General features: G+C 73.5%; 23 protein-coding genes and 1 pseudogene. 9 read left to right on the top strand and 15 right to left on the bottom strand.

Annotated features, from left to right (window positions below; translation table 11 throughout):
- Window positions 1-188: 188 nt before the first annotated feature.
- Entirely contained in the window at window positions 189-1,562 is a 1,374-nt protein-coding gene (locus AWW66_RS16935; protein ID WP_067367001.1) for a hypothetical protein, read from the bottom strand.
- A gap of 104 nt (window positions 1,563-1,666) precedes the next feature.
- Window positions 1,667-2,305 carry a TetR/AcrR family transcriptional regulator gene (locus tag AWW66_RS16930; RefSeq protein ID WP_067366998.1) on the bottom strand — a complete coding sequence of 213 codons (639 nt, stop codon included), beginning with the start codon at window positions 2,303-2,305 and terminating at the stop codon, window positions 1,667-1,669.
- 79 nt (window positions 2,306-2,384) lie between these two features.
- On the opposite strand from AWW66_RS16930, the gene AWW66_RS16925 reads away from it, so the two are divergent.
- Window positions 2,385-2,837, top strand: a complete 453-nt coding sequence (locus tag AWW66_RS16925; RefSeq protein ID WP_067366995.1) for an SCP2 sterol-binding domain-containing protein — start codon at window positions 2,385-2,387, stop codon at window positions 2,835-2,837.
- 220 nt (window positions 2,838-3,057) lie between these two features.
- Here AWW66_RS16925 and AWW66_RS16920 read toward each other — a convergent pair whose 3' ends face one another.
- Entirely contained in the window at window positions 3,058-4,260 is a 1,203-nt protein-coding gene (locus tag AWW66_RS16920) for an FAD-dependent oxidoreductase (RefSeq protein WP_067366992.1), read from the bottom strand.
- Window positions 4,261-4,428: 168 nt separating this feature from the next.
- Between AWW66_RS16920 and AWW66_RS16915 the strand changes: the two genes are divergently transcribed.
- Entirely contained in the window at window positions 4,429-5,034 is a 606-nt protein-coding gene (locus AWW66_RS16915) for a PadR family transcriptional regulator (protein ID WP_067366991.1), read from the top strand.
- 162 nt (window positions 5,035-5,196) lie between these two features.
- On the opposite strand, the gene purD is transcribed toward AWW66_RS16915, so the two are convergent.
- From purD to AWW66_RS16900, 3 genes are all read right to left on the bottom strand, one after another.
- Complete coding sequence (gene purD, locus AWW66_RS16910) at window positions 5,197-6,444, bottom strand: phosphoribosylamine--glycine ligase (protein ID WP_067366989.1); 1,248 nt, start codon at window positions 6,442-6,444, stop codon at window positions 5,197-5,199.
- A gap of 153 nt (window positions 6,445-6,597) precedes the next feature.
- Window positions 6,598-7,527 (bottom strand): type IV toxin-antitoxin system AbiEi family antitoxin domain-containing protein, encoded by a 930-nt coding sequence (locus AWW66_RS16905; protein ID WP_067366987.1) that lies wholly within the window; start codon window positions 7,525-7,527, stop codon window positions 6,598-6,600.
- 193 nt (window positions 7,528-7,720) lie between these two features.
- Window positions 7,721-9,010 carry an adenylosuccinate synthase gene (locus tag AWW66_RS16900; RefSeq protein WP_067366984.1) on the bottom strand — a complete coding sequence of 430 codons (1,290 nt, stop codon included), beginning with the start codon at window positions 9,008-9,010 and terminating at the stop codon, window positions 7,721-7,723.
- A gap of 124 nt (window positions 9,011-9,134) precedes the next feature.
- Between AWW66_RS16900 and AWW66_RS16895 the strand changes: the two genes are divergently transcribed.
- The gene (locus AWW66_RS16895) at window positions 9,135-10,217 is read left to right on the top strand and encodes a hypothetical protein (RefSeq protein WP_067366981.1); all 1,083 of its coding nucleotides are present in this window, start codon (window positions 9,135-9,137) and stop codon (window positions 10,215-10,217) included.
- Between the two features lie 1,174 nt (window positions 10,218-11,391).
- Here the strand turns inward: AWW66_RS16895 and AWW66_RS34440 are convergent.
- Window positions 11,392-11,679, bottom strand: coding sequence for a hypothetical protein (locus tag AWW66_RS34440; RefSeq protein ID WP_083978559.1), 288 nt, complete (start codon window positions 11,677-11,679; stop codon window positions 11,392-11,394).
- Between AWW66_RS34440 and AWW66_RS36445 the strand changes: the two are divergent.
- A pseudogene (locus tag AWW66_RS36445) lies at window positions 11,572-13,146 on the top strand (MinD/ParA family ATP-binding protein); the annotation flags it as partial. The gene AWW66_RS34440 and the pseudogene AWW66_RS36445 sit on opposite strands and share 108 nt — an antisense overlap.
- A gap of 175 nt (window positions 13,147-13,321) precedes the next feature.
- Here the strand turns inward: AWW66_RS36445 and AWW66_RS16885 are convergent.
- Window positions 13,322-13,750, bottom strand: coding sequence for a DUF3151 domain-containing protein (locus tag AWW66_RS16885; RefSeq protein ID WP_067366978.1), 429 nt, complete (start codon window positions 13,748-13,750; stop codon window positions 13,322-13,324).
- Window positions 13,751-14,046: 296 nt separating this feature from the next.
- Here AWW66_RS16885 and AWW66_RS16880 point away from each other — a divergent pair, with 296 nt between their 5' ends.
- Window positions 14,047-15,336, top strand: a complete 1,290-nt coding sequence (locus AWW66_RS16880) for an LOG family protein (RefSeq protein ID WP_245648344.1) — start codon at window positions 14,047-14,049, stop codon at window positions 15,334-15,336.
- Window positions 15,337-15,431: 95 nt separating this feature from the next.
- On the opposite strand, the gene fbaA is transcribed toward AWW66_RS16880, so the two are convergent.
- Entirely contained in the window at window positions 15,432-16,454 is a 1,023-nt protein-coding gene (gene fbaA, locus AWW66_RS16875) for a class II fructose-bisphosphate aldolase (RefSeq protein ID WP_067366972.1), read from the bottom strand.
- A 122-nt stretch (window positions 16,455-16,576) separates the two neighbouring features.
- Window positions 16,577-16,960: a phage holin family protein gene (locus AWW66_RS16870; protein WP_067366970.1), complete on the bottom strand. Its 384-nt coding sequence runs from the start codon at window positions 16,958-16,960 to the stop codon at window positions 16,577-16,579.
- A 129-nt stretch (window positions 16,961-17,089) separates the two neighbouring features.
- On the opposite strand from AWW66_RS16870, the gene AWW66_RS16865 reads away from it, so the two are divergent.
- From AWW66_RS16865 to AWW66_RS16850, 4 genes are all read left to right on the top strand, one after another.
- Window positions 17,090-17,302: a hypothetical protein gene (locus AWW66_RS16865; RefSeq protein WP_067366967.1), complete on the top strand. Its 213-nt coding sequence runs from the start codon at window positions 17,090-17,092 to the stop codon at window positions 17,300-17,302.
- 136 nt (window positions 17,303-17,438) lie between these two features.
- A complete protein-coding gene (locus tag AWW66_RS16860; protein WP_067366964.1) occupies window positions 17,439-19,022 on the top strand; it encodes a hypothetical protein in 1,584 nt (527 codons plus the stop codon).
- A gap of 171 nt (window positions 19,023-19,193) precedes the next feature.
- Window positions 19,194-19,835 carry a DedA family protein gene (locus AWW66_RS16855; RefSeq protein WP_083978558.1) on the top strand — a complete coding sequence of 214 codons (642 nt, stop codon included), beginning with the start codon at window positions 19,194-19,196 and terminating at the stop codon, window positions 19,833-19,835.
- 131 nt (window positions 19,836-19,966) lie between these two features.
- Complete coding sequence (locus tag AWW66_RS16850; protein WP_067366961.1) at window positions 19,967-20,944, top strand: DUF368 domain-containing protein; 978 nt, start codon at window positions 19,967-19,969, stop codon at window positions 20,942-20,944.
- 66 nt (window positions 20,945-21,010) lie between these two features.
- Here AWW66_RS16850 and AWW66_RS16845 read toward each other — a convergent pair whose 3' ends face one another.
- The 5 genes from AWW66_RS16845 to AWW66_RS16825 all read right to left on the bottom strand — a co-directional run bounded on the left by AWW66_RS16845 (window position 21,011) and on the right by AWW66_RS16825 (window position 25,720).
- Entirely contained in the window at window positions 21,011-21,388 is a 378-nt protein-coding gene (locus AWW66_RS16845; protein WP_007454255.1) for an ArsR/SmtB family transcription factor, read from the bottom strand.
- 57 nt (window positions 21,389-21,445) lie between these two features.
- Window positions 21,446-21,985 carry an orotate phosphoribosyltransferase gene (gene pyrE, locus AWW66_RS16840; RefSeq protein WP_067366958.1) on the bottom strand — a complete coding sequence of 180 codons (540 nt, stop codon included), beginning with the start codon at window positions 21,983-21,985 and terminating at the stop codon, window positions 21,446-21,448.
- A 157-nt stretch (window positions 21,986-22,142) separates the two neighbouring features.
- The gene (locus tag AWW66_RS16835; RefSeq protein ID WP_067366953.1) at window positions 22,143-22,952 is read right to left on the bottom strand and encodes an SDR family NAD(P)-dependent oxidoreductase; all 810 of its coding nucleotides are present in this window, start codon (window positions 22,950-22,952) and stop codon (window positions 22,143-22,145) included.
- Between the two features lie 283 nt (window positions 22,953-23,235).
- Complete coding sequence (locus AWW66_RS16830) at window positions 23,236-24,039, bottom strand: hypothetical protein (protein WP_067366950.1); 804 nt, start codon at window positions 24,037-24,039, stop codon at window positions 23,236-23,238.
- An 85-nt stretch (window positions 24,040-24,124) separates the two neighbouring features.
- Window positions 24,125-25,720, bottom strand: coding sequence for a polyamine aminopropyltransferase (locus AWW66_RS16825; RefSeq protein WP_067367032.1), 1,596 nt, complete (start codon window positions 25,718-25,720; stop codon window positions 24,125-24,127).
- Between the last annotated feature and the right edge of the window lie 117 nt (window positions 25,721-25,837).

Here is a 25,837-nt window from a genome sequence, read left to right as displayed (position 1 = left end):
CCGGCCCCGCTATCGGGGTGGCCGAAACCCCAGCGGGGCCGCCGCCGGTGACCGCGCAGCCCTCCTGGTGCCCCTCGCGTCGGCGTGGGGTGGCCCGGCCGGGTCTCCTTCCCGGTCGCGCGGTCCTACCGGGGACCGCCGTCGTCAGCCGCGCCGGTCGTCAGCCGGCCGGTCGTCAGCCGCGCCGCCTACCGCGCCGCCGGATGCGGTGACGGCGGCTGGTTGGCCAGGTAATCGAGCATCCCCTGCCGGGTGCCGGGCAACCCGTGGTCGGTGAACAGGCTGGCCACGTTGCCGAAGAGGCTGCCGTCGAACAGCCAGGCCTCGGGCGAGCGGGCCAGCACCTCGACCAGCCGCCGCTGCCGGGGTGGCAGCTCCGCCGCAGGTGTCCCGGCCAACGGGCCATCCGGAAAGGCGAGCCGCAGCGCCTCGGTCACCACCGTCAACGCCTCGATGCCGGTGACGGCGGACAACCGGACGAGCAACGCGTCGAACGCCCGATCCTCGTGCCCGGGACCGAGTTGCCGGAGCGCGAGCCCGGCGTACCCACCCAGGTCACCGCTGAGGAACGGCATCTCCTCCTCGATCGTCGCCCGGCCGCCCACCCCACCCGACACCGTCTCCGCCGATCCGGCTGCGGACCCGGCCGACGCCGCTTCCGCTGATCCGGCTACGGACCCGGTCGGTGATGGGGGCGAGGACGGGATCGACGCCGCGGTCGTCCAGGTCAGCAGCTCGTCGACCGTGGCCGGGTCGGCCTGCGCGCCGAGCACCCGGGCCCGTGCGACCGCGGCGGCCCAGCGCACCAACGGGCGCGGGTCGGCCAGCATCTCGACCTCCGGCGCGGCCCCGAGCAGTCCGGCCGCCACCACGGCGGTCGCCACCTCGGCGGGCTCCCGGACCAGCCCGTCGGCACCGCCGTCGGGCCCCCCGGCGGGGGCCGCCACGGCGGCCAGCGCGGGCAGGCTGCCGGCCGCCTCCTCGGGAAACCAGGCGAGGGCGTACGCCGCGCCGACCCGTACCCCCGGGTCGGGGTGGTCGAGCAGGGTACGGAACAGCGGCACCCCGGCCCGGACCGCGTCGTACGTGGCCAGCCCGACGTACGCCCACAGCCGGTTCTGGTCCGCCTCGGTCAGCGACTCGACGTAGAGGTACTCGACGTACTCCTTCTCGTCCTCGTTGTCGCCCGTCCACGGCGGTGGCTTGGCGGCGAGCAGTTCCCGCCCGCCCTCGGCCGCGCGGCGGTACTCGGCGACCGGTACGCCGTCGGGCAGGAAGCTCTCGTCGTAGCCGACCGCCAGCGAGGTCAGCAGCGCGAGCACCCATTCCGGCTCCGGGGTGTCCGGGTGGGCGAGCAGTTCGAGCAGGAAGGGCACGGCGTACGCGCTCGCCTCGTACCGGGTGCCCTGGTGGAAGATGTTGCTGTACAGCGCGCCGAGCGCCCGCTCCCGCACCTCGGGGTCGGGCGAGCGGAGGGCGCGGATCTGGTCGGGCACGTCACCGGCCGAACCGTAGGCGTGTCCGAGCCGGGGCCAGTCGACCGTGTCAAGTCCGTCAAGCACGCGGACATCCTCACCCACCCCCCTGACATCGCCGCGCGTGGCGGGGTGCCAGGTGTTTGGAAGGGGCCCTTCCTCTACCAAAAGCGTTAACAGGGGGCCCTTCCTTACACCTGGGGTGGCGGCCAGGTGGTGCCGGCGAGGAGTTGGGCGGCACCGAGCCAGGCGACGCTCATCATCCGGGTAGCGGTCTGCTCCGGGTCGGCCTCCGGGTGGTCGGCGAGCCAGTCGGCGAGCGACTCGCTCGCCCCGACCAGGGCGTACGCGACGACCTCCAGGTCGGTCTCGCCGACCTCGCGGCCGTCGGCGCGCAGGGCGTGGGCGAGCATCCCGGCGACCACCTCGACCATCCGGGTACGCATGGCGGCCAGTTCCCCGGCGAACGGCTGCGAGCCACGGGCCTGCCGGTAGAGCACGGCCCAGCCGTCCCGGTGCGCCCCGACGAAGCCGAAGAACGCCCGCAGTCCCCGCCAGAGCCGCTCGTCGGTGGGCAGGTCGGGGGCGGCGGCCCCGGCGATGGCCTCCAGCATCCGGGTGCCCTCGCGGTGCAGGCAGGCGACGAAAAGCTCCTCCTTGGTGCCCAGGTACGCGTACACCATGGGCTTGGAGATGCCGGCCAGCTCGGCGATGTCGTCCATGCTGGCCGCGTGGTAGCCGCGCCGGGAGAAGACCCGGACGGCGGCGTCGAGCATCTGCTGCTCGCGTACGGCTCGGGGGAGGCGGCGGAACGTCGGCGAGCTGGACACCTTGCGAGCATACCTACTCGTGCGTAAGGTTACGCTAGAGTAACTAAAGTCGGCCCCATCGCGAGAGGTGCTTACCCTGATGACTGACTTCGACCCGGCCGCCTTCGCTAACTACGGCCCGAAGGAGTTCGCCACGCTGGTCAAGTCCACGCCGGACGCGAAGATCGCCGAGGTGATGTCCGGCGAGCTGCGCGGCAAGGTCCTGGACGAGGTCTTCGGCCGGATGCCGTCGCTGTTCCGCCCCGAGAAGGCCGGCGGCACCAACGCCGTCATCCACTGGGGCATCACCGGCCGGCCCGACGGCGGCACGGACACCTACGAGGTGGTCATCGCCGACGGCGCCTGCACCGTCAACAACCCCCCGCAGCACGACCCGAAGCTCAGCCTGACCATGGGCCCGGTCGAGTTCATCAGGATCGTCTCGGGCGGCGCCAACCCGGTGATGATGTTCATGACCGGCAAGCTGAAGGCCAAGGGCGACCTGGGCCTGGCCGCCAACATCGCGAACCTGTTCGACATCCCCAAGGCCTGACGCCCCCGGCCTGAGGAGCCGGCCCGGCTCGTACCCGATCCGATCCGGTCTCCGACCGCTCGGGCCGAGGTCGCGGGCCGGTCCGAACGACAGCGGTACCCGGCCGGGCGTGCCACCTCGCGGCGAGGTGGTACGCCCGGCCCGTCACGCGCCACGGGGTCGGTGACGCTCGCATCCCCGCCCGTCGGCGGAACCGGTGACCCGGCCGGCATCGGGGACGCTAGACGCGGGCCTTGTCGGTGACCGGTTCGTCCCAGTCGACCCGGTAGCGGTAGACCGGCTCGGTGGCACGCACGCCCAGCCGGAGGAAGAGGGGCAGCACCACATCCCGCGCGGCCCGGCCGAGCGCGGTGGCCGGAACCTTCTGGTTGCCGGTCCGCTGGGCGGCCTTGACCAGCCGCTCCACCCGACCCCGGCGCAGATTCTCGAAGGTGGCGAAGGCGGCCCCGGTCGCCGGCACGTCCCGCAGGCACTTCGCCAGGACGACGGCGTCCTCCAGGGCCAGCGAGGCGCCCTGCCCGACGTGCGGCGAGGTCGCGTGGGCGGCGTCGCCGACCAGGCAGACCCGACCGTGGTGCCACCGGGGCAGGCTCGGCAGGTCGTGGATCGGCCAGCGGCCGATCGGTCCCGTGGTGGACCGGAGGATCTCGGCGATCGGCGCGTGGTCCCGGTCGTGCCGGGTGAGCAACTCGTCGCGCCACTGCCGGTCGGGGACGGCCGCCAGGCGGCCCCGGTCGGGCTCCTCCCGCTCGGCCTGGTTGGCGAACCAGTAGACCTCGCCCGAGTCGGCCACCTGGTACCCGAAGAAGCCCCGGCGACCGAAGGTCATCCGCATGACCCCGTCGGGCGGGCCGGCGGCCGGGGTGCGGGTGAAGCCGCCGCAGTCGACGACGCCGGTGTACCGGGCCTCCGGCGCCTCGGGGAACACCGCCCGCCGGGTCCGCGAGTGGATGCCGTCGCACCCGACGAGCAGGTCACCCTCGGCCGACGTACCGTCGGCGAAGACCGCCGTCACCCCGTCGCCGCCCTGTCGGACGTCGACCAGCCGCCGGCCGTACTCGACCGGTACGCCCGCGTCGACGGCCGCCTCGCGGAGCGCCCGGTTGAGCAGGCCGCGCTTGATCAGCGTGGTCCGTTCCGGGTTCAGCCCCAACCGCCGGCCCCGATGGTTCTGGAAGTGCATCCGGGTGGTGGGGGTGCCGTACCCGAGGACGACCCGGTCGAGGTCGAGGGTACGCAGCACGGCCGCGCCGTTGGGCGCCAGGTTGAGGAAGGCGCCGGCCTCGTCGTCCGGCGCCGGCCTGCCCTCGTGGATCACGGGTACGTGGCCGGCCCGCTTGAGGAACATGGCCAGCACCGGGCCGGCGATGCCGCAGCCGATGACCAGGACACGTTTGGGATCTGCCCGATGACGGTGGGTCATACCAATATTCTGACACGAATACTCGAACTAGAGCAATGAGGCGACGACGCCGGGCCCGTCCGGCGGGCCGGGCGCATGACGGGCCGGTCCACAGGGGACGGCTACGGCGGGCCGGTGGCTTTTGGTGAGTGGCTGGCCGGGGTGGAACACTCGGCCGGGAGGTTCCTGATGCCACGACGCAAGGTGGGCAACCCGCTGGCCCTGGCCGTCCTGTCCTGCCTCTGCCAGCGCCCGATGCATCCGTACGAGATGTCGCTGACCATGCGGGAGCAGCACCACGACTCGGCCGTCAAACTCAACTTCGGCTCGCTCTACGCCGTCGTCGAGGCACTGGCCAAGGCGGGCTTCATCGTGCCCATCGGGGAGAGTCGGCAGGGCGGCCGACCGCAGCGGACGGTGTACGGGATCACCGACGCCGGCCGCGCCGAGCTGCACGACTGGCTGCGCGAACTGCTCAGCCAGCCGGCCAAGGAGTACCCGCTGCTCAGCGCCGGGCTGACCTTCATGACCGCGCTGCCACCGGCGGAGGTGCTGGCGCACCTACAGCTACGCATCGGGCATCTGGAGGAGGCCGTCGAGCAGGCCCGCGCGCAGCTACGGACCTTCCGGGGACAGCCCGGGACGGCGGCGGTGGCCGAGGTGTTCCTGGTGGAGGACGAGTACCAGCTCGCGATCCAGGAGGCCGAGCTGACCTTCGTCCGCCGGCTCGCCGACCGGATCGCCGACGGCTCGTTGCCCGGCGTGGCCGAGTGGGCGGCCTTCCACACCCGGTGAGTCACCCACCCGGCAGCAGCTCCGCCTCCCCGGTCCCGTCGTCGGACGGACCCGCCCGGTGTCCCCTGCGGCGTTCGTCGACGCGCCGCCGCGTCCGCGGACAGGTGCGCACACGGAGCGGAGGGGTCGGGGGCACGGCACGCGGCTGCCCCGGGGCGGGGCTCAGCCCGGGATCGTGATCCGCCCCTCGACCGCGCCGGCGGCGATGTCGCTCCGGTGGTGCGCCCCGGCCAGCGTCACCCCGTCGACCAGGGCGTACGCCGCGTCGCGGGCAGCGGCCAGATCCGGGCCGGTGGCCGTGGCGCAGAGGACCCGACCGCCGGAGGAGAGCAGTTCCCCGTCCGGCCCCCGCCGGGTACCGGCGTGGATGATCCCCGGCCGGTCGGCACCGGTGATCACGTCACCGGTACGCGGCGTACCCGGGTAGGACTGCGCGGCGAGGACGACGGTGACCGCCGCGCCGTCGCGCCAGCGCAGCGGCGGATGGTCGGCGAGGGTGCCGGCGGCGGCGGCGTGCAGCAGCCCGCCCAGCGGGGTCTCCAGCAGCGCGAGCACCACCTGCGTCTCCGGGTCGCCGAACCGGGCGTTGAACTCGATCACCCGGGGACCGGCGGCGGTGATCGCCAGCCCGACGTAGAGCAGCCCGGCGAACGGCGTACCCCGGCGGCGCATCTCGGCGAGCGTCGGGTGCACCGTGTTCGCCATCACCTCGTCCACCAGGCCGGCCGGTGCCCACGGCAACGGCGCGTACGCCCCCATGCCGCCGGTGTTCGGGCCGGTGTCGCCGTCACCGACCCGCTTGAAGTCCTGCGCCGGGAGCAGCGGTACCGCCGCCTCGCCGTCGGTCACCACGAAGAGCGACACCTCCGGGCCGGCGAGGTACTCCTCGACCACCACCCGGCCGCACTCCCGCGCGTGTGCCAGCGCGGCAGCCCGGTCCTCGGTGACCACCACGCCCTTGCCGGCGGCCAGCCCGTCGTTCTTCACCACGTACGGCGCGCCGAACTCGTCCAGCGCCCGCGCCGTGCTCTCCGCGTCCTCGCAGGTGTACGCGCGGGCGGTCGGCACACCGGCGGCGGCCATCACCTCCTTGGCGAACGCCTTGGAGCCCTCCAGCCGGGCCGCCTCGGCGCTCGGCCCGAAGGCCGGGATGCCCTTGGCGCGTACCGCGTCGGCGACCCCGGCGACCAGCGGCGCCTCCGGGCCGATCACGACCAGGTCCGCGCCGACCTCCACGGCCAGCGCGGCGACGGCCGCCGGATCGGTGGCGTCGACCTGCCGCAACTCGGCGACATCGGCGATCCCCGGGTTACCCGGCGCCGCGATCAGCCCTTCGACCCCCGGATCACCGGCAAGCCCCAGGGCGAGCGCATGCTCCCGCCCCCCACCACCAAGAAGAAGTACCCGCACGCCGACGCATCCTACCCACCCCCCACCCCCACCCCTCCCCCGTCCCTAGCCGCCCACCCCCGCCTCCCTCCCCCGCCCCCTCCCCCGCCCTCTCTGCGGCGATCATGGAGTTGACGGTGCATCGGTGGCGGGAGAGTCCCGCCAACTCCATGATCAACGGACTCGGGCGGCGGCGATGGCGGCCCGGACGGTGTACGGGATGTAGTCGGGGGAGAGCGTGTCGGACCAGGTGAAGCGCAGGACGGTGTAGCCCGCGCCGACGAGGCGGTTCTGGCGCTGCCGGTCCGCGAAGATCGCCCGTGGCGTGTCGTGCGGCCCCCTGCCGTCCGCTTCGGCGATCACCCTGGCCCGACGCCAACCCAGGTCACCGATGCCGAGCAGGTAGCCGTCGACGTCGCGGACCGCCAGTTGCAGGACGTCCGGTGGGACCCTGCCGTCCACGCAGCGCAGCCGGGCACGGGTCTCCAGTGGCGACTGCGCCCGGCCGTCCGCCTGGGCCAGGTACCGCCGTGCCGCCACGGCACCCCGCCGACCCCTGAGCAGCGCGCCGACCACCCGCAGGTCGTCATCGGTGATCAACCGCTGGTTCAGCGCCGAGTCGAGGACACAGACCGCCGGGAAGCGGGGAACCCTCAGGATGACGTCGGCCACCGTCCGCAGGGGTACCGTGGCCGGGATTCCGGCCACCGACAGCACCGAGCCCGGCGGGTGTTCGAGCTGGTGGAGGACGACGGCCGGGTCACTGACCCGGGCGATCCGGGCGTGCCGACCGGGCAGGCCGACGTGGATCTCGTCGCTGCGCGGCAGCCCCGCAATCCCGTGCAACTCGGCTGCCGTGTCGAACACCAGCCGTGCATGCGGCCCCAGCGACAGCACGGCGGCCCGGACGCGACACCGCCGCGACACCGCACCCCGGTCCCGCGCATCCGTCAGGTAGACCGCCCGCGCCACGAGCCGCCACCGGCCGGACGAGACCAGATTGTCCACGTCGTGCCGACTGAGCCCCGCCTGCCGGGCCTGGGCCCGCGTGACGAGCCCGTCCTGCTGCCCCGCGAACCCCCTGATCCCATCCTCGACCCCCATGGCCCACCACGCTGACCCACCACCCCCACCCTCCGCACCCCCTGTGGACAACCCTGTGGATAACCAGCCGGGCACAGGCGTTGATCATGGAGTTGGCGGCACTTCCCAGCGCGGGAGGCGCCGCCAACTCCATGATCAACGGGGAGGGCGGGGAGCGGGGAGGGTGGGAGGCGGGGAGGGAGGGGGTGGGGGGTTAGGGGAGGAGGGGGTGGAGGGTGACGTTTTCCTGGCGGCCGGGGCCGACGCCGACGACGCTGATCCGGGTACGGCACAGTTCCTCGACGCGCTGGATGTAGCGCTGGGCGTTCTCCGGCAGGTCGTCCCAGGTACGCGCCTTGCTGATGTCCTCCCACCAGCCGTCCAGTTCCTCGTAGACCGGGGTGGCGTGGTGGAAGTCGGTCTGCGTCATCGGCATGTCGTCGACGCGCTCACCGTTGATCTCGTACCCGACGCAGATCGGCACCTTGGCCAGGCCGGTGAGCACGTCGAGCTTGGTGATCACCAGGTCCGTGACGCCGTTGAGCCGGCAGGCGTACCGGGCGACGACGGCGTCGAACCAGCCGCAGCGCCGCTCCCGGCCGGTGGTGGTGCCGTACTCGTGACCGATCTTGCGCAGGTGCTGGCCGTTCTCGTCGAACAGCTCGGTGGGGAACGGGCCGGAGCCGACCCGGGTGGTGTACGCCTTGCTCACCGCGATCACCCGGTTGATCGCGGTCGGCGGGATGCCGGCGCCCACGCACGCCCCGCCCGCCGTCGGGTTCGACGAGGTGACGAAGGGGTACGTGCCGTGGTCCATGTCGAGCATGGTGGCCTGGGCACCCTCCAGCAGGACGATCTCGTCCCGGTCCAGGGCGTCCCAGAGCATCGCCCGGGTCTCCGCGATGTACGGCTTGAGCCGCTCGGCGTACTCCAGGTACTCCTCCAGCACCGCGTCGACGTCCAGCGCCTTGCGGTTGTACACCTTGAACAGGAGCTGGTTCTTCTCGCGCAGCGCCAGTTCCAGCTTCTTGCGCAGGATGCCCGGGTCGAGCAGGTCCTGGAGCCGGATGCCCATCCGGGCGACCTTGTCGCCGTAGGCCGGGCCGATGCCCCGGCCGGTGGTGCCGATCCGGGACGAGCCGAGGTACCGCTCGACCACCCGGTCCAGCGCCCGGTGGTGCGGCATGATCAGGTGCGCGTCGCCGGAGATCCGCAGCCGGGAGACGTCGACCCCCCGCTCGGCGAGCCCGTCGATCTCGGAGAGCAGGACCTTCGGGTCCACCACCACCCCGTTGCCGATGACGATCATCGCGCCGGGCGACAGCGCCCCGGAGGGCATGAGGTGCAGCGCGTACTTCTGCCCGTCGGGGGTGATCACCGTGTGCCCGGCGTTGTTGCCGCCGGAGTACCGCACGACGTAGTCGACCCGCTCACCCAGCAGGTCGGTAACCTTGCCCTTGCCCTCGTCGCCCCACTGAGCACCGATGAGCACGATCGCTGGCATCTTTTCCGCCTCCAGAAGGCTCGGGTGCCAGGTGGCGACCGGTTGGCGAGCCCGGGGGATCAGGTTAACAAGTAATAACGGCGTGGCCGGCAGGGGTCGCGACGGGAAGCGGGAGGCTCCTACCGTGTACGACGTGGTGTTGCTCACCCTCGACTCGGAGCGGAAGGCTCCGGGCGGGTGCGGCAGCGACGGAGCCTGCTGCGGTGGCCGCCCCGACGCCCCCGACCCGGACACCGGAACGACGCCCCCCGCCGACGCGGGGGCGGGCACCGGAACGACGCCTCCCGACGGCGCGGAAGCGGACAGCGGTCAGGTCGCCGGGGAGGAGCGCTGCGCGACGCCCCGGGTGCCCGTGCTGGCCTGCGCGGACGCGCTCACCGCCCGGGGCGCCCGGGTGGAGACGGTCACCGCCCGCTCGGACGCCGAGATCGACGCGGTCCTCGCCCGGTTCGACGGCCCGCCCCGCCCCGACGGGCTCACCTGGCCCGACCCGGACGGCAAGACCAGGCTCGTGGTCGCGGTCGCCAGTGACGCACAGTTGCGCGCCGTGCTGCGCCGGCTGGTCCGCCGGTACGCTCCGCCGCCGAGTCGCCGCCCCGACGACCTGGCCGGGAACCGCACCGTGCCGGACCTGCCGCCGGTGGGCGTACTCCCGCTCGACCCGGCCCGGAGCACCACGCACCGTGACCTGGCCGCGCAGCTCGGGCTGCCCCGCGATCCGGCGGCGGTGGCGGCGGCGGTGCTCGACGGCGCCCCGCGCCGGCTCGACCTGCTGCGCAACGACGGCGGCTCGGTGACCCTGGACGGCGCGCTGCTCGGCGCCGCCGACGACCAGGGTCGTCCGCTGCCGTGGCGCGGCCGGGTCGAGGTGGACGACATCGTCCTCACCACCGGGGACGAGCCGCTGACCGCCTGCGCGATCGGCAACAGCGGCGGGTACGCGCGGCTCGGCGACGTGGCCCTGCTCGACACGCCCGACCCGGCCGACGGGGTGGTCGAGGTGGCGGTGGCCGTTCCCGTGGTCACCCGACGCGCGTTGGGCAGGAAGCGGGTCAGGCTGGAGGTACGCCGGGCCCGGGGGCGGGCCGTGGCCGTGCACCCGCGCGACGACCGCGTTCCCTACCTCGACGACGGCGTCGAGGCCGAACTGAGCCGGAAGCGGTCCTGGTGGGTCGAGCCCGGTGCCTGGGCGGTCTGGGTGAGCTGACCGGGGACGTCCACGCCGGCCTCCGTCGGCGGGCCCGGTACCGCCCGGCAGCCTATCCTCGGGCAGGAGGAGTGGGGGAGGAACCGTGGCTGACGACAACGCCGACCGGATCCGTGGCTCGGCCCAGCATCCAGTGCCGGAACGGGACATCGAGCCGCTCTGGCCCCCGGAGCCCGACGGCCCGGTGCCGGCCGACGGACACTGGCCCGGCGGGGGCCCGGAGCTGCCGCCCACGGTCGACACGACCGCGTACCCGTCGCTCAGTTACCTGCCACCGCCGCCGGGGCCACCGGTCGTCCCCGGCCACGGCACCGCCGGGGACGGCGGCGACGGCACGACGCCGGGCACGGCCGGCGGCGGGCTGCCCGGGGGCAGCGGTGGTCGGGCCGACGCACAGGCCGCCGCCGTCGGGACGCCCGGGGAGTGGGCGATGACCGGCCCACCGAACGCGGGCTGGACGCCGATACCGCACAACGGTGGGGCGCAGCACCCGTACCCCGCCACCCAGGCGGACCCACCGGCACCGACCAGTGCCGCACAGGCTGGCCCGGTGGTACCGGCGACCGGCGCGGCGGCGGGTGCGTCCGGGGCGCACCCGGCAGGCAACGCGGCGGGTGCGTCCGGGGCGCACCCGGCAGGCAACGCGGCGGGGGCGGCCGGCGGGCCCCCGGCAGGCGGCGGGGCACCGGGGCCACGGGCCACGCAGCGGGTGCCGGTCGACCTGAACGCTCCCTTCACGCTCGACGAGCCCAGCGCGGCGGCGGGGCCGCCGGCCCGCGACGCGGTCGCCGCACAGGCGGCGGAGCAGGGCCCGGCGCGGGGCAGCCAGCAGAGCCCGGCGCAGGCGGCGGAGCAGGGCCCGATGCGGCCTGCCGAGCAGGGCCCGATGCGGGCCGCCGAGCAGAGTACGGTGCAGACTGCCGAGCAGGGACCGGCCCGAGCTGGCGAGCAGAGCACGATGCGGGCCGCCGAGCAGGGGCCGGCGCGCGGCGGCGAGCAGGGTACGGGGGCCGGCGGGCGGGCGCAGCCCGAGTCCCCCTGGGCGCAGCCGCCGCAGCGGCCCGGCACGGCCGCTGGCGACGCGCGCGGTGAGGCCGCTGCCACCGGACCGGTACGCGACGGAAGTGCCCTGCAGCCCTCACCGCCGCAGCCGCCCAGCCACCAGCAGGCAGCGTCAGGCCAGCAGTCGACGGCCGACCCGCAGCAGCCGGCCGACGCGCAGGCGGTGCCAACAGTGCCGCAGGAACCGCAGGCTGGCCGGCACCGACCGGTGATCCCGCAGCAGCCGGTCGCGCCGCCGCAGGCTGGAGCGGAGCCGGTCGCGGCGCACCCCGCCCATCAGCAACCGGCGCACCAGCACCCGGATCAGCAGCACGCCGCACACCAGCACCCGGGGCAGCAGCACCCCGCACACCAGCACCCGGGGCAGCAGCACGCCGCGCAGCAGCGCCCGGCGCAGCACCCGCCCTACGGGCCCGGACCGGAGCAGCAGCCACCCGGGCCGGTACCGCAGCAGCCGTCACCGGGACCCTGGGCCGCGCAGTCCGGCGGCGGGTGGGCGGGCCCGGCACCGTCGTCGGCCGGCGGGTGGGCCGGGGCGGTACCGCCGCAGCCGCAGCCGGGGCCGGTGCCGCCGGCCACCAAGGCAGGAGGCGTCGAGGCAGGAGGCGTCGAGGCAGGAGCCACTGCGGCAGGAGTCGCCGGGGCGGGAGGCCGGCGCCCCGGTCCCCTGCCCCCGACGTTCAACCCGCCCGGCCCGGTGCCCGCCGTGCCGCCGCCCGGCCCGGTGCCGCCGGTACCGGGCCCGGCGACCGCTGCCGCGCCATCCGGCCCGGTTTCCCCGGTGCCGCCGGGGCCGGTCCCGCAGCAGGGGGGCGGGTGGTACCCGCCGCCGTGGCAGCCGGGCGTCGGCCAGCCGGGCATGCCGGTGGGACAGCCGGGCATGCCGCCGGTACCGGGGCAGCAGGCGTACCCGGAGCCCGCCTGGACGCCGGAGACGGGGGCCCCGCCGACGGCCGAGGACTTCGCCCGGCGGCGGCAGATCCGGCCGCCCGACCCGGTGGCGACCGTCGGCTTCCGTGCGGTGATCAACAAGACCGGTCTGGTCAAGTTGCCGCCGGGCCGGCACGAGCAGGAACTGCGCCGCGACATCGAGATGGTGCGGCGCAACTTCGGCGGCCTGCGTCAGGTGACCGTGGTCAACCCGAAGGGTGGCGCGGGCAAGACCGTGGCCATCCTGCTGCTCGCCATGACCTTCGGCCAGAAGCGCGGCGGGTACGTGCTCGCCTGGGACAACAACGAGACCCAGGGCACCCTCGGGATGCGGGCCCAGCAGGACTTCCACTCCCGGACGGTGCGTGACATGCTGCGCGACCTCGGGCAGTTCCAGGGTGCCCACGGCCGCGTCGGCGACCTGTCGCAGTACGTCCGGTCCCAGGGTGAGGGCATGTTCGACGTGCTCGCCTCGGACGAGTCGGCCACCGGCGGCGAGATGCTGACCGCCTCGGCGTTCGCCGAACTCCGGGAGGTGGTCAGCCGGTTCTACAAGCTGATCTTCGTGGACACCGGCAACAACGTCCGGGCACAGAACTGGCAGGCCGCCATGGACGCGACCGACCAGTTGGTGGTCACCATGTCGGCGCGGAACGACTCGGCGGAGACCGCCGCCCGGATGCTCGACCACCTGGAGCAGAGCGGGCGGCAGCGGCTGGTCCGGCAGGCGGTGACGGTGGTGTCGATGCCGCCGTCCCGCAAGGAGATCGACCTGCCGGCGATCCAGCAGCACTTCGCGGCGCGGACCCGGGCGGTACTGCTCGCGCCCTACGAGCGGCTGATCGACTCGGGGGAACCGATCCGGTACAGCGGGCTCTCCTCGGCCACCCGGGACGCCTGGCTCAAGATCGCCGCTTCGGTCGCCGAAGGGCTGTGACCTGCCGACCCCGGACCGGCCTGCGGCCGAGTGGCCGCCCCCGGGCGGATTGACTGCCGGCCGGGCCGGTGCCGGGCGGTGACCTGCCGGCCGGGCCGGGGGGCCGGGCGGTGACCTGTCGGCCCGGACCGGCCCCGGCCGAGTTGGCGCGGCGCGGGCCGGTCCGGCGGGTCGGTCAGTTGCTGGCCAGGGCGTCCCCGGCGGCGGGGTCGCAGTCGCGGAGGAACTGCGCGCAGCGGGCCGCCTCGTCCGCCTCGCCGATCTCACCAGCGGCCCGGGAGAGCACGTACAGGCAGCGGAGGAAGCCCCGGTTCGGCTGGTGCGACCAGGGCACCGGGCCGTGCCCCTTCCAGCCGTTACGGCGCAGTTGGTCGAGGCCCCGGTGGTACCCGGTCCGCGCGTACGCGTACGCGGTGACGGCCTGGCCGGCGGCGAGGGCCCGGCTGCCCAGCGCCGCCCACGCCGCGCTGTGCGTCGGGAAGCGGGCCGCTACCTCCGCGTACGCCTCCTCGCTGGCCGCCTGCTCGGCAGCGGCCAGGGCGGCATCGGCCTCGGCGTGGGCGGGGAGAAGAGTGGCCGGGGGCTCCGGCAACAGGTTCTGCATCGCCCCATTCAACCCGCTTCGCGGCCAGCGGCGCGAGGGGGGTTGGCCGGGTCGCCCCACCTGAACGGCTGATCGGCCCGCGACCGGTGACCAATGCCGCTGGTCGGCGCCGTCGAGTACAAAAGGAGGTCCGGAGCCTCCCCAGGAACCGGAACACCCAGGAGCCCGGCGGTGGCCACCGCCGGGCTCCTGCCGGCCCCGGGTCCGCCGCGCCCCCTCCCCGGCGCGCAGGGGGCGCGGTGGAGCAGCCGGGGAGGGACCGGCGGCGGGTTGACCCGTCCGGGCAGGATGGCCTGGTGCCGACCCCACCACCCGCGGACATCATCGAGCCGCACACCGCCCCCGCCGAGATCGAGACCCGGGCCGCCTTCGACGAGCGGCTCACCAGCGGCAGCCTGACCGGGCTGACCGTGCAGGGCCTGCGCCTGGACCGTGACCCGGTGCCCGACCTGACCCGGATCGAGGTCGCCGGGACGCTCTTCATCGGCTGCAAGTTCGCCTCCCGGGAGGTCGGGGCGGACCTGGTCCGGCGCGGGGCGAACGTGGTGCCGCCCTTCTCCGGCCTGCCCTACCCGACCCAGCCCTCGCACCTCTACACCCCCGAGGAGTTGGCCGCCGGGTTCGCCGAGGGCGGCTTCGCCGGAATGTACGACACCCGGGTGTACGAGCACTTCCGGGCGCACGGGGGCGCGCTGCCGGAGGTGAAGGAGGCGCTGGCCCAGCGGCTGCACGACCACGGGGTGGACAACGCGCTGGCCGACGCGACCCGGTCCTGGCTGGCCACCCACGGGCCGCAGTCGGTGGTGGGGATCATGGGCGGGCACGCGGTGCCGCGCGGCAGCGTGCCGTACCGGATGGCGGCCACGCTCGGCTGGGAGTTGGCGCGGGCCGACCGGCTGGTGGTGACCGGCGGCGGTCCCGGGGTGATGGAGGCGGCGAACCTCGGCGCCTACCTGGCCCCGCACCCGGTGGAGGAGTTGACCACCGCGATCGACCTGCTCGCCGGGGCGCCCGACTTCACCGACCACGACCGGTACACGGCGGCGGCGCTGGCGGTCCGCGAGCGGTACGGCCACCGGGCCGGCGCGCAGCCGGCGGGCGGGGTCGGCGTCGGCGCGCAGCCGGCCGGCGGGGTCGTCGGCCCGGAGCCGACGGCCGGGCCCGTGGCCCCTCGGCAGCGGCCGGCCGGCCCGGACCTGGACTGGGCGCGCAGCGGTGGCCTGGCCATCCCCACCTGGCTGTACGGGCACGAGCCGGCGAACCTCTTCGCCGGGCGGATCGCCAAGTACTTCTCGAACGCGATCCGGGAGGACACCATCCTGCGACTGTCCCGGGGCGGGATCGTCTTCGCCCCCGGTCGGGCCGGGACGGTGCAGGAGGTGTTCCAGGCGGCGACCAAGACGTTCTACGGCACCGACGGCGCCAGCGGGGCGTACGTCTTCCTGGACCGCACCTACTGGACCCGGGAGCTGCCGGTGGAGGCGCTGCTGCGCCCGCTGCTGGCCGCCTCCCCGTTCGGGGACCTGGCGAAGACCATCCACCTCACCGACGACGTCCACGAGGCGGTCCGGGTCCTCACCCGCTGAGGTGCAAGGAAGGGCCCCTTCTTAACGCCCCGGTGGTGAGAAGGGTGCCCTTCTCTACCGTAGGCGTTAATAGGGGGCCCTTCCTTACAGCCAGGTCACTTCAGCTTGGTGCCGGTGGAGCGCAGGTGCTCGCAGGCCTCGACGACCCGGGCGGCGAGACCCGCCTCGGCGAGCTTGCCCCAGGTGCGCGGGTCGTACTGCTTCTTGTTGCCGACCTCGCCGTCGACCTTCAGCACCCCGTCGTAGTTGCGGAACATGTGGTCCGCGACCGGGCGGGTGAAGGCGTACTGGGTGTCGGTGTCGATGTTCATCTTCACCACGCCGTAGTCCAGCGCCTCGCGGATCTCCTCCAGCAGCGAGCCGGAGCCGCCGTGGAAGACCAGGCTGAGCGGCTTCTCCTTGCCGTACTTGGCGCCGACCGCCTCCTGGATCTGGTTCAGGATCTCCGGACGCAGCTTCACGTTGCCCGGCTTGTAGACGCCGTGCACGTTGCCGAAGGTCAGCGCCGCCATGTAGCGGCCCTTCTCGCCGAGGCCGAGCGCGTCGACCATGGCCAGGCCGTCCTCGACGGTGGTGTAGAGCTTGTCGTTGATGGCGTTCTCGACGCCGTCCTCCTCACCACCGACCACACCGACCTCGATCTCCAGGACGATCTTGCCCTCGGCGGCCCGGTCGAGCAGCTCGGCGGCGATCTGGAGGTTCTCCGCGACCGGCACGGCGGAGCCGTCCCACATGTGCGACTGGTACAGCGGGTCCTCGCCCCGGGCGACCCGCTCCTTGGAGATGGCCATCAGCGGGCGGACGAACTTCTCCAGCTTGTCCTTGGGGCAGTGGTCGGTGTGCAGGGCGATGTTGACCGGGTAGTTCTTGGCCACCTCGCGGGCGTACGCCGCGAAGGCCACCGCGCCGGTGACCATGTCCTTGACCGTGGGGCCGGAGAGGTACTCGGCGCCACCGGTGGAGACCTGGATGATGCCGTCGCTCTCGGCGTCGGCGAAGCCCTTCAGCGCGGCGTTCAGCGTCTGCGAGGAGGTGACGTTGATCGCGGGGTACGCGAACCGGCCGGCCTTGGCGCGGTCCAGCATCTCCGCGTAGACCTCGGGGGAAGCGATGGGCATGTCGAACGCTCCTTACTTACCGCTCTCGGCCGTCAGGCCGCTGTCTTCCATGGGTGCGCCGGACCGCACTGTCCACCGCCGGAAGTATCCCGCAGCAACCGTCGTCGGGCACAACCGGCCCGTCACCGCCGACCCAGGTGGTCCGGTACCACGATGCTGATCAGCCAGCTCACCACCGCCACCACGATCGCGCCCCAGAACGCCGGCCAGAAGCCGTCCACCCGGAACGGCAGGTCCAGCACGCTGGCGATCCAGTCGGTGAGCAGGAACAGCAGCGCGTTCACCACCAGCGCGAACAGACCGAGGGTGAGCAGGTAGAACACGCAGCCGACCACCTTGATGACCGGCTTGAGCACGGCATTGACCACGCCGAAGATCAGCGCCACGACGACCAGGGTGAGCGCCGTGTTCGTCCCCGACCGGCCGCCCACCTCCACCCCGGGCACGACGAGGGTGGTGACCCACAACGCGATCGCGGTGATCGCCAGCCGGATCAGGAAGCCCACGGCCTCATCCTGGCACCGGTACCCCTGGTCGGGGGCGGCAATCGGCCGACCGGTACCCCGCCCGGCGAGCGCGGACCCGGCCCAACCCGTACGGTGTGGGTAGGTTTCCGCCGTTATCAGGGAGGGACGATGGCTCAACCCGACGAGGACTTCGCCCCGAGCGACCACCTCGCACCGGACGAACGCGACCCCGAGGCCCCGGCCGCCGACGCCGTCGAGCAGGCCACCTCCACCGATCCGGCGGACGCCGACAGCGAGCCGCACCGGGGCCTGGAGGTCGGCGACTGGGACGCCGTGGAGCAGGCCCGGGTGGTCGCCGCCGACGAGGACGACTACCGCTGACGGCAGCGGGCCGGCGAGCCGTTGCGGCAGATGTGGTGGGCCGTTCGGTTCATTGACCGGTGTCCGCGTCCCACGAGGGCAGCCGACCCGGCCGCGAACGCCTACGATCCACGGGCCACCCACCGAGGAGCCCGTGATGCGCAAGCACTCGACCCGGCGGCTGCTGGCCGGGCTCGGCGTCGCCGCCGCCCTGGTCACCACCGCAGCCGCCCCCGTCGCCGCCGCGCCGGAGCCGGCCGACGTCCGCCCGGCCGTGGAGTTCGGCCTGTACGCCAACAGCGTGCTGCTCGCTCCCGGTGGCCCGGCGAAGCACGTCACGCTCACCGCGCTGGCCGACCGGCCACTGCCCGAGTTCACGGTCACCGTGGACCGCAGCGGGGTCGACAGGTTCGCCGAGGTGACCGTCCCGACGGCCGACTGCACGGCGGACGGCGCCGTGCTGACCTGCACCGTCAACAACGAGGAGGAGCCGGTGACGAGCCTGCTTCACCTCGCCGTGACGCTGCGGCCGGGCGCCGGGGCGGGCCAGCAGGGCGAGTTGGCCTTCACGGTCACCGAGCGGGGCGGGGGCCGGGCTGGTTACCGGTCGACGGTCGCCGTCGGCGAGGGCGTCGACCTGGTCTCGCCCGCCCAGGTGGCGCTGAGCGGTCGGCCCGGCGCCACCGTGCCGGCCCCGCTGACCGTCACCAACCAGGGCGAGCAGGCCGTCGGGCAGCTCGTCCTCTACGTCGTCGGCAACTACGGTCTCGCCCCCGCCACGCGGTACCGCAACTGCGAGTACGCGACCGGGGGGCCACACCACTCCACGCCGGTGATGTTCGCCTGCACCTTCGACCGGGCGCTGGCGCCGGGCGAGACCGTCCGGGTCGACACCGGGTTCGGCTTCGCCCTGCCCGGGGACTCCTGGGCGCCGAACACCCAGCACGGCTCCGCCCTCTGGCTCACCCCGGCCGACTGGGCGGCGCTCCGCTCGCAGCACGCGCCGGTCGACAGGATCGGCGAGAACGGCACCGACGGGGTGCTGGGGCTGGGGCCGGTGACCCGGTCGCAGCAGCGGGAGCGGGCGGCGGGTGACCCGCAGTCGGACGTCGACCCGGAGGACAACGCGACCGCGATCACGATCACCGTCCAGGGCGACCAGCGGGCCGACGCGGTCGCCGACGGGGCCCGGGTCGACACCTCGGTCGGCCGGACCGTCCCGGTCACCGTCGGGTTCACCAACGCGGGGCCGGCGGCCCTGGCCACCTGGGGTACGCGCGGCTTCTACACGATGGTCGACGTGGCCGTACCCGAGGGCACCACGGCGGTCCGGGCCAGCGAGCACTGCCGTACCGACGACGACCAGGGCGAGGAGCCCGGCCGGCCCGGGGGACGGCGCTACACCTGTTACCTGCCCGGGGTGCTGCGTGTCGGCGAGCGGGCCGAGTTCCCCTTCTCGCTGCGTGTCGACACGGCGGGCCGGCACACCAGCACGGTCAAGCTGCTGCACCTCGGTGTGGCCGACGAGTTCGCCCGGGACCTGGACCCGGGCAACGACACCGCGACGATCGTGGTCGACACGACCGGCCCGGACGGCGGCGACGACGGTGACGGCGGTGCGGGCGGCGGACTGCCGATCACCGGTGCCCCGGTCGCCACCATCGCCGGGATCGGCCTCGCGCTCGTCGTCGTCGGGGCCGTCATCTTCCTGGTCACCCGACGTCGGGGCACCGGCGGCTGAGCGCCGGCCGACGTGCGGTACCGGCGGCTGGGGCGCGGCGTCGGCGCGGAGACACCCGGGGCCGGGCGGCGGCGCGCCTAGACTACGGACGAGCCGCCGCCGGGGCAGCAGGACCGTCGACCCACCCGGCGGACGTCGCACTCCCACCTGGCCCGACTCGGAGGTCGCCTCGTGCCGACGCCCACCACTCTCGCCCTGGGCCCGGACTGGCTCGATCCGGAGTTCCTGATCTCGACCTTCGGGCTGCTCGGGATCCTCGCCATCGTCTTCGCCGAGTCCGGGCTGCTGATCGGCTTCTTCCTGCCGGGTGACTCGCTGCTGTTCACCGCCGGCCTGCTCACCGCCGACGGGCAGTACATCACCTATCCGCTGTGGCTGGTCTGCCTGCTGATCACCATCGCCGCGGTCGTCGGCGACCAGGTCGGGTACGCCTTCGGCCGCAAGGTCGGGCCGGCGTTGTTCCGGCGGCCGAACTCCCGGTTCTTCAAGCAGGAGAACGTGGTCAAGGCGCACGACTTCTTCGAGAAGTACGGCGCCCGCTCGATCGTGCTCGCCCGGTTCGTGCCGATCGTACGGACGTTCACCCCGATCGTGGCCGGCGTGAGCCGGATGAACTACCGCACCTTCGTCACCTACAACGTGGTCGGCGGCATCCTGTGGGGCACCGGGGTGACGGTGCTCGGGTACTTCCTCGGCCAGATCCCGTTCGTGAAGGCGAACATCGAGGCGATCCTGATCGCGATCGTGCTGATCTCGGTCCTGCCGATCGTGTTCGAGGTGCTCCGGGCCCGGACGGCCGCCCGCCGAGCCTGAGTGGAGAATCAGCGAATTCACCATCGTCGCAGCCCAGGGCCACCGAGGGTCCGAGTCGATCACCGGTAGCCTGGTTGGCCACGTCACCGGGCCGCGTCCGGCGGTCCGGGCGTACGACGAACGGATGCTCCATGGCACTGGGTGAACGGATCGGTCATGTCTTCCGGGGGGCCGCCATCGGCGTGGCCGAGGCCGTGCCCGGGATCAGCGGAGGCACGATCGCACTCGTCACCGGCGTGTACGAACGGCTCATCGCCTCCGCCGGGCACGTGGTGAACGCCGTTCGCTACGCGGTGTCGGACGTACCCCGGGGCCGGGGCTGGCGGCGCGCGGGCCAGCAGATCGGCTACGTGCACTGGTCGGTGGTGCTGCCGGTCTTCTTCGGCATGGTGCCGGGCCTGCTGCTCGCCGCCAAGCTGCTCGAACCCGTGCTGACGGAGTACCCGGAGCACACCCGGGGGCTCTTCCTCGGCCTGGTGCTCGCCTCGGTGGCGGTACCCGTCTCGATGGCGGGCCGGCCGTGGCGGAGCGGGCACGTGGTGGCCATGGTCCTCGCCGCGGTGGGTGCCTTCCTGCTGACCGGCCTGCCGCAGGCGGAACTGACGCCGCATCCGCTCGTGGTGCTGGTGGCGGCGGCGGTGGCGGTCTGCGCGCTGGTCCTGCCCGGGGTCTCCGGGTCGTTCCTGCTGCTCACCGTGGGCCTGTACGAGCCGACGATCACCGCGCTCAACGACCGGGACCTCGGCTACATCGCGGTCTTCGCCACCGGCATGGTGGTCGGCCTGGCCTCGTTCGTGAAGCTGCTCCAGTGGCTGCTGGACCGGCACCGGCGCATGACGCTGGCGGTGATGGCCGGCGCGCTGCTGGGCAGCCTCCGCGCCCTGTGGCCGTGGCAGACCGAGGAGCGGTCGCTGAGCGCCCCCGGCGACAACCTGCTGCCGATCCTCGGCCTCTTCCTGCTCGGCCTGGCCGTCGTCGGCGCGATGTTCGTCGCCGAGCAGCGTCGGCTGCGCCGGGCCGCCCAGGAACTCCGGGCCGCCAACGAACTGACCACGCAGGAGTCCACCTACCAGCCGCCGGAGTCCTACCGGACGCCGGTCAACCGCTGACCCACCGGCGGACACCGCCCACCCCGGTGGCCGGCTCGCGCCGACCACCGGAGGTGACGGATACCGTCAGCGGGCCTTCTTGGTGGCCCGCTTGCGCGGCGGGGTGAGCAGATCGGCGATCGTGGCGATCGCCGACGGCACCAGCCGGTAGTAGGCCCACACGCCGCGCTTCTCCCGCTCCAGCAAGCCGGCCTCGGTGAGGATACGCAGGTGGTGGCTGACCGTCGGCTGGGAGAGGCCGAGCGGCGCGGTCAGATCGCAGACGCACGCCTCCCCCTCCGGTGCCGACTGGATCAGGCTGAGCAGCCGCAGCCGGGCGGGGTCGGCAAGGGCCTTGAGGACCCCGGCCAGCCGCTCGGCGTCGGCACGTTCGATCGGCTCGCCGGCAAGCGGCGAGATCTGAGGCATGGTCATTTCAGCCAACGCAGTTCCCACGTATTCCATCCTTCCACCAGCAGCATCGATCCGCCTGCATATCAGCAGATCCGAATCGGCAAACTTTTACGCCAGAAGGCCGAGGTCAGCCAACGTATAGGCGGCTCGATACGGCAGCCCAGCGGCTCGCACCGCGTCGCCAGCGCCTCGATCAACAATAACCGCCACACCCACCACCTCGGCCCCCGCCTCACGCAACGCCTCGACGGCGGTCAACACGCTGCCGCCCGTCGTCGAGGTGTCCTCCACCGCCAGGACCCGCCGCCCGGCCACGTCGGGTCCTTCGATTCGACGCTGAAGGCCGTGCGCCTTGCCCGCCTTGCGGACCACGAACGCGTCCAGCGACCGGTCGGTCGCCGAGGCGGCGTGCAGCATCGAGAGCGCGATCGGGTCCGCGCCCAGGGTGAGCCCGCCGACCGCGTCGTACTGCCAGTCAGCGGTCAGGTCGAGCAGCACCCGACCGACCAACGGCGCCGCCTGGTGATGGAGCGTGACGCGCCGCAGATCGACGTACCAGTCCGCCTCCCGGCCGGAGGAGAGCACGACCCGGCCGTGGACGACAGCCAGGTCAGTGATGAATTTACGCAGGTCGTCGTGGTCCCCCATGGGGGTAGAGGGTACTGCGCAAGTCTGGGAGCCGGGTGTGGGCCCCGCACGGGTCAGCCGAGCGGGCGACCGATGGTTGGCGATGCCTGGCTACTCTGTGCAACTGCAAACTGTCTCCAGCCGGACCGGGCCGGACAGCCGGCGGCGACCGGCGGGCTCATCCGGGGTCGCGGGCGACCCGACCCCGGGTGTCCCGGGTGAGGGCGTGCAGCAGTCGCCGCGGGGCGTGCCGCAGCCCCGCCACGGCGAGCTTGTACCGCCACGCGGGGACAGAGACCATCTTCCCTTTATGCAGGTCACGTAGGGCTTCGGCGGCCACGTCGTCGGCCTTGAGCCACATCCAGCCGGGCAGCGCCGAGGTGTTGATGCCGGCGCGTTCGTGGAATTCGGTACGGGTGTAGCCGGGACAGACGGCCATCACTCGGACGCCGAACGGACGGACCGACTGGCCGACCGATTCACTGAAACTGGTCACCCACGCCTTGCTCGCCGGGTAGGTCGAACCCGGCATCACCGGACCGAACCCGGCAACCGAAGAGACATTTATCACTGCCCCATGGTGCCGCTCGGTCATCGGCCGCAATGCCGCCTGGGTCAGTCGCAACACCGCGTGCACGTTGAGACGTAACAGCCGCTCCTCGTCCGCCGGAGTGGAGTGGACGAACGACCGGTTGAGGCTGTACCCGGCGTTGTTGACCAGCAGGTCGACCGGGGGATCCGCGGCGACCCGCCGCTCCACAGCGGCGCAGCCGTCCTCGGTGGACAGATCGGCGGGAAGCGGCTCGACCCGTCGCCCGTGCCGGCCGGTCAACTCCGTGGCGACCGCGTCGAGCCGATCGGCGTCCCGGGCCACCAGGACCAGGTGCCAGCCGTCGGCGGCGAGCCGGCGCGCGAAGGCGGCCCCGATGCCGGCGGTCGCTCCGGTGATCAGGGCCCACCGCTCGGTCGGGCTCGGGTCGGACGGCACGGAACGGACCTCACGGGACGGGCGGGCGGGGTCGCCGGGTGAACCAGGCGTTCGCCGCCGGCACACCAGCAGCGTGGTTACCACAAGGTAACCGAGGAGCCGCCGGACCGAAACCCCTGCGTCGACCGGAATCCATCGGACCGGTTCCGCGCCCGGCCCGGCGACCGCGTGCCAGGCGCGCTGATCCCTCGGGCAGGCCAACACGACTGATCCCTCCGCGTAGGTCTCGGGTGCGACCGGTGCGGAGGGATCAGTCGAGGGTGCCGTGACGTGGACGCGGCGGTCAGGAGGGGCGGTCGGACGGCCCCTGGTCACCGGAGGCCGGCGGCTGGCCCGGCGGCGGCGTGGACTGGCCGGGGTACTGCGGGTAGCCCGGCGCACCGGGCGTCGGCGGGTAACCCGGCGCACCCGGGGTCTGCGGGTAACCCGGCTCGCCGGGGTGCTGCGGGTAGCCCGGGGTCTGCGGGTAGCCCGGGGTCTGCGGGTAGCCCGGCTGGCCCGGCGGGTACCCGCCGGGAGCCGTCTGCGGCTTGCGGAAGAACTCGTTGGCCGCCGGCAGTGCCAGCAGGATCAGCGCCGCGAGCAGGGCGAGCAGCCCGATCACGTTGAGGGTCAGGGTGAGGCCGTTGTACCAGGACGGCAGTTCCGCCTCCAGGCGCCGCTGCAACTCCTCGGTGTCCAGGTCCGGGCTGCTGCCCTGGCTGCCGGTCACCCCGGCCGCGCCGCTGATCAGCCCGCCACCGGTGCAGCAGACCAGCAGGCCACCGACCACCCAGGTGGTGATCCGGGACCAGTTCTTGCCCCGGTTGTTCAGCAGGGCCAGCACGAGCAGGCCGACCGCGAGCAGCACGGTGAAGACACTGGCGGCGATGGCGAACGCCACGCCCACCCCGGCGAGAGTGTCGGCGCCCTGCGGGTCCGCGCCCTGGTACGCGGACCGGAACGCCTCCCGGGTCGCGCTGATGGTGGTGAAGGACAACAGCAGGTTGATCACCTGGGTGACGACGAACAGGATGATCAGATAGCTGGACATGGTGACGACGCTCGGGCGGGTACGCGCCGGCGGCGAGTTCTGCGGTTCGACCACGGTTCTCCTCTCCTAGATCACCACACACCGTATCGACTGGCAGCCAATCCGGCACGGCAAGCGCGTCGGCGATCCGCCGGAGCGGTCAGTAACCGCGCCACTCCGTACGGGCGTATTCAAGCACGTGCGGATGGAGCAGGGTGGACGGTGGCACCTCGACCCGACCCCGGTCGGCCGGGAAGGTCGCCGCCGCGCGCAGCGTCGCCGCGTCGAGAAAGCGCAGGTCCGGCGCGTCGGAGGGCAGCACCAGGGCCGGGGTACGGGTGCCGGGCGCGGCGAGGTGGAAACCCCAGTCGCCGAAGGACGGCACGTCCACGTGGTACGGCACGGTGGTGAACCCGGCCTCCCGGATCGCCGCCTCGATCGACCAGTACGACCGGGGCGCGAAGTACGGCGAGCCGCCCTGCACCACGATCCGCCCGCCGTCGGCCAGCACCGCCCGGACCAGGGTGTAGAACTCGACGGTGTAGAGCTTGGCGGTGGCCGTCTCGTTCGGGTCGGGCAGGTCCACCACGATCGCGTCGAACCGGTCGGCGGCGTCGCGCAGCCAGGTGAACGCGTCGGCGTGCAGCACCCGTACCCGGGGGTCGTCGAAGGCGTCCCCGTTGAGCCGGCGCAGTTGCGGGTCGCGGCGGGCCAGCGCCACCACCGCCGGGTCGAGGTCCACCACGGTCACCCGGTCCACGTCGGGGTAGCGCAGCACCTCCCGCACCGCGAGGCCGTCCCCGGCGCCGAGCACCAGCACCTCACCCCGGCTGCCGGCCAGCGCCGGATGCACCAGCGCCTCGTGGTAGCGGTACTCGTCCATCGAGCTGAACTGGAGGTCGCCGTTGAGGAAGAGCCGCAGGTCGGTGACGCCCCGGCCGGGCTCCGGCACCGACCGGGTCAGCACGATCTCCTGGTACCGGCTGCGTTCGGCGTGCACCACCGGGTCCCGGTAGAGCTGCTGCCGGGCGGTCACCTCGAAGTCCCTGGCGGTGACCCAGGCGTAGCAGAGGCAGAGGAAGACCACGACGGTGCCGGCGGTGAGCGCGCCCAGCGCCCGCCGGCTCAGGTCCCGCCGGAACACCGTGAAGACCAGCGCCACCCCGGCCACCGCGTTCACCGCGCCGACCACCAACGCACCCTTGAGCTGCCCGAACATCGGCAGCAGCAGGAACGGGAAGGCCAGCCCGCCGAGCAGCGCACCGACGTAGTCGGCGGCGAACAGGTCGGCGACCGCGCTGCCGGCCGCCTGTTCCCGGATCCGTTGCAACAGCACCATCAGCAGCGGGATCTCCGCGCCGATCAGCAGGCCGAGCACGAACGCGGTGCCGACCAGTGCCGGGCCGTACAGGTCCAGCCAGGCGAAGGCGGCGTACAGGCCGAGGACGGAGAGCCCGCCGAGCAGCGCCAGCGCCAACTCGATCGCGGCGAAAACGGCGGCGGCCCGGTGCTGGAACGGCTTGGCGGCCAGCGCCCCGACGCCCATGGCGAAGACCATCACGCCGAGCACGATCGACGCCTGCCCGACGGTGTCCCCGATCAGGTAGCTGCCGAGGGCGACCAGGGCCAACTCGTACACCAGGCCGCAGGCCGCACAGACGAAGACCGCGAGCAGCACGCTGGCGCGGGCCAGCCGCCAGTACGGCCGGGTCGGGGTCTCCGGCCCGGCCGCCAGCGGTGCGTCGGCGACGCTCATCGTCGCCTCCGCGGCGCGACGCGACCACGCGCGGGTGGCCGCCGACCCGGGCCGGGCGGGCGGTGCCCCGGCGCGGGCGGCCCCTGCCCCGGTGCGGTCCGGTCCGCCGGGCCGGCC

It is taken from the genome of Micromonospora rosaria (assembly GCF_001567585.1).
Classification (GTDB): Bacteria; Actinomycetota; Actinomycetes; order Mycobacteriales; family Micromonosporaceae; genus Micromonospora; species Micromonospora rosaria.
This window is presented reverse-complemented; position numbering and strand designations above follow the sequence as displayed.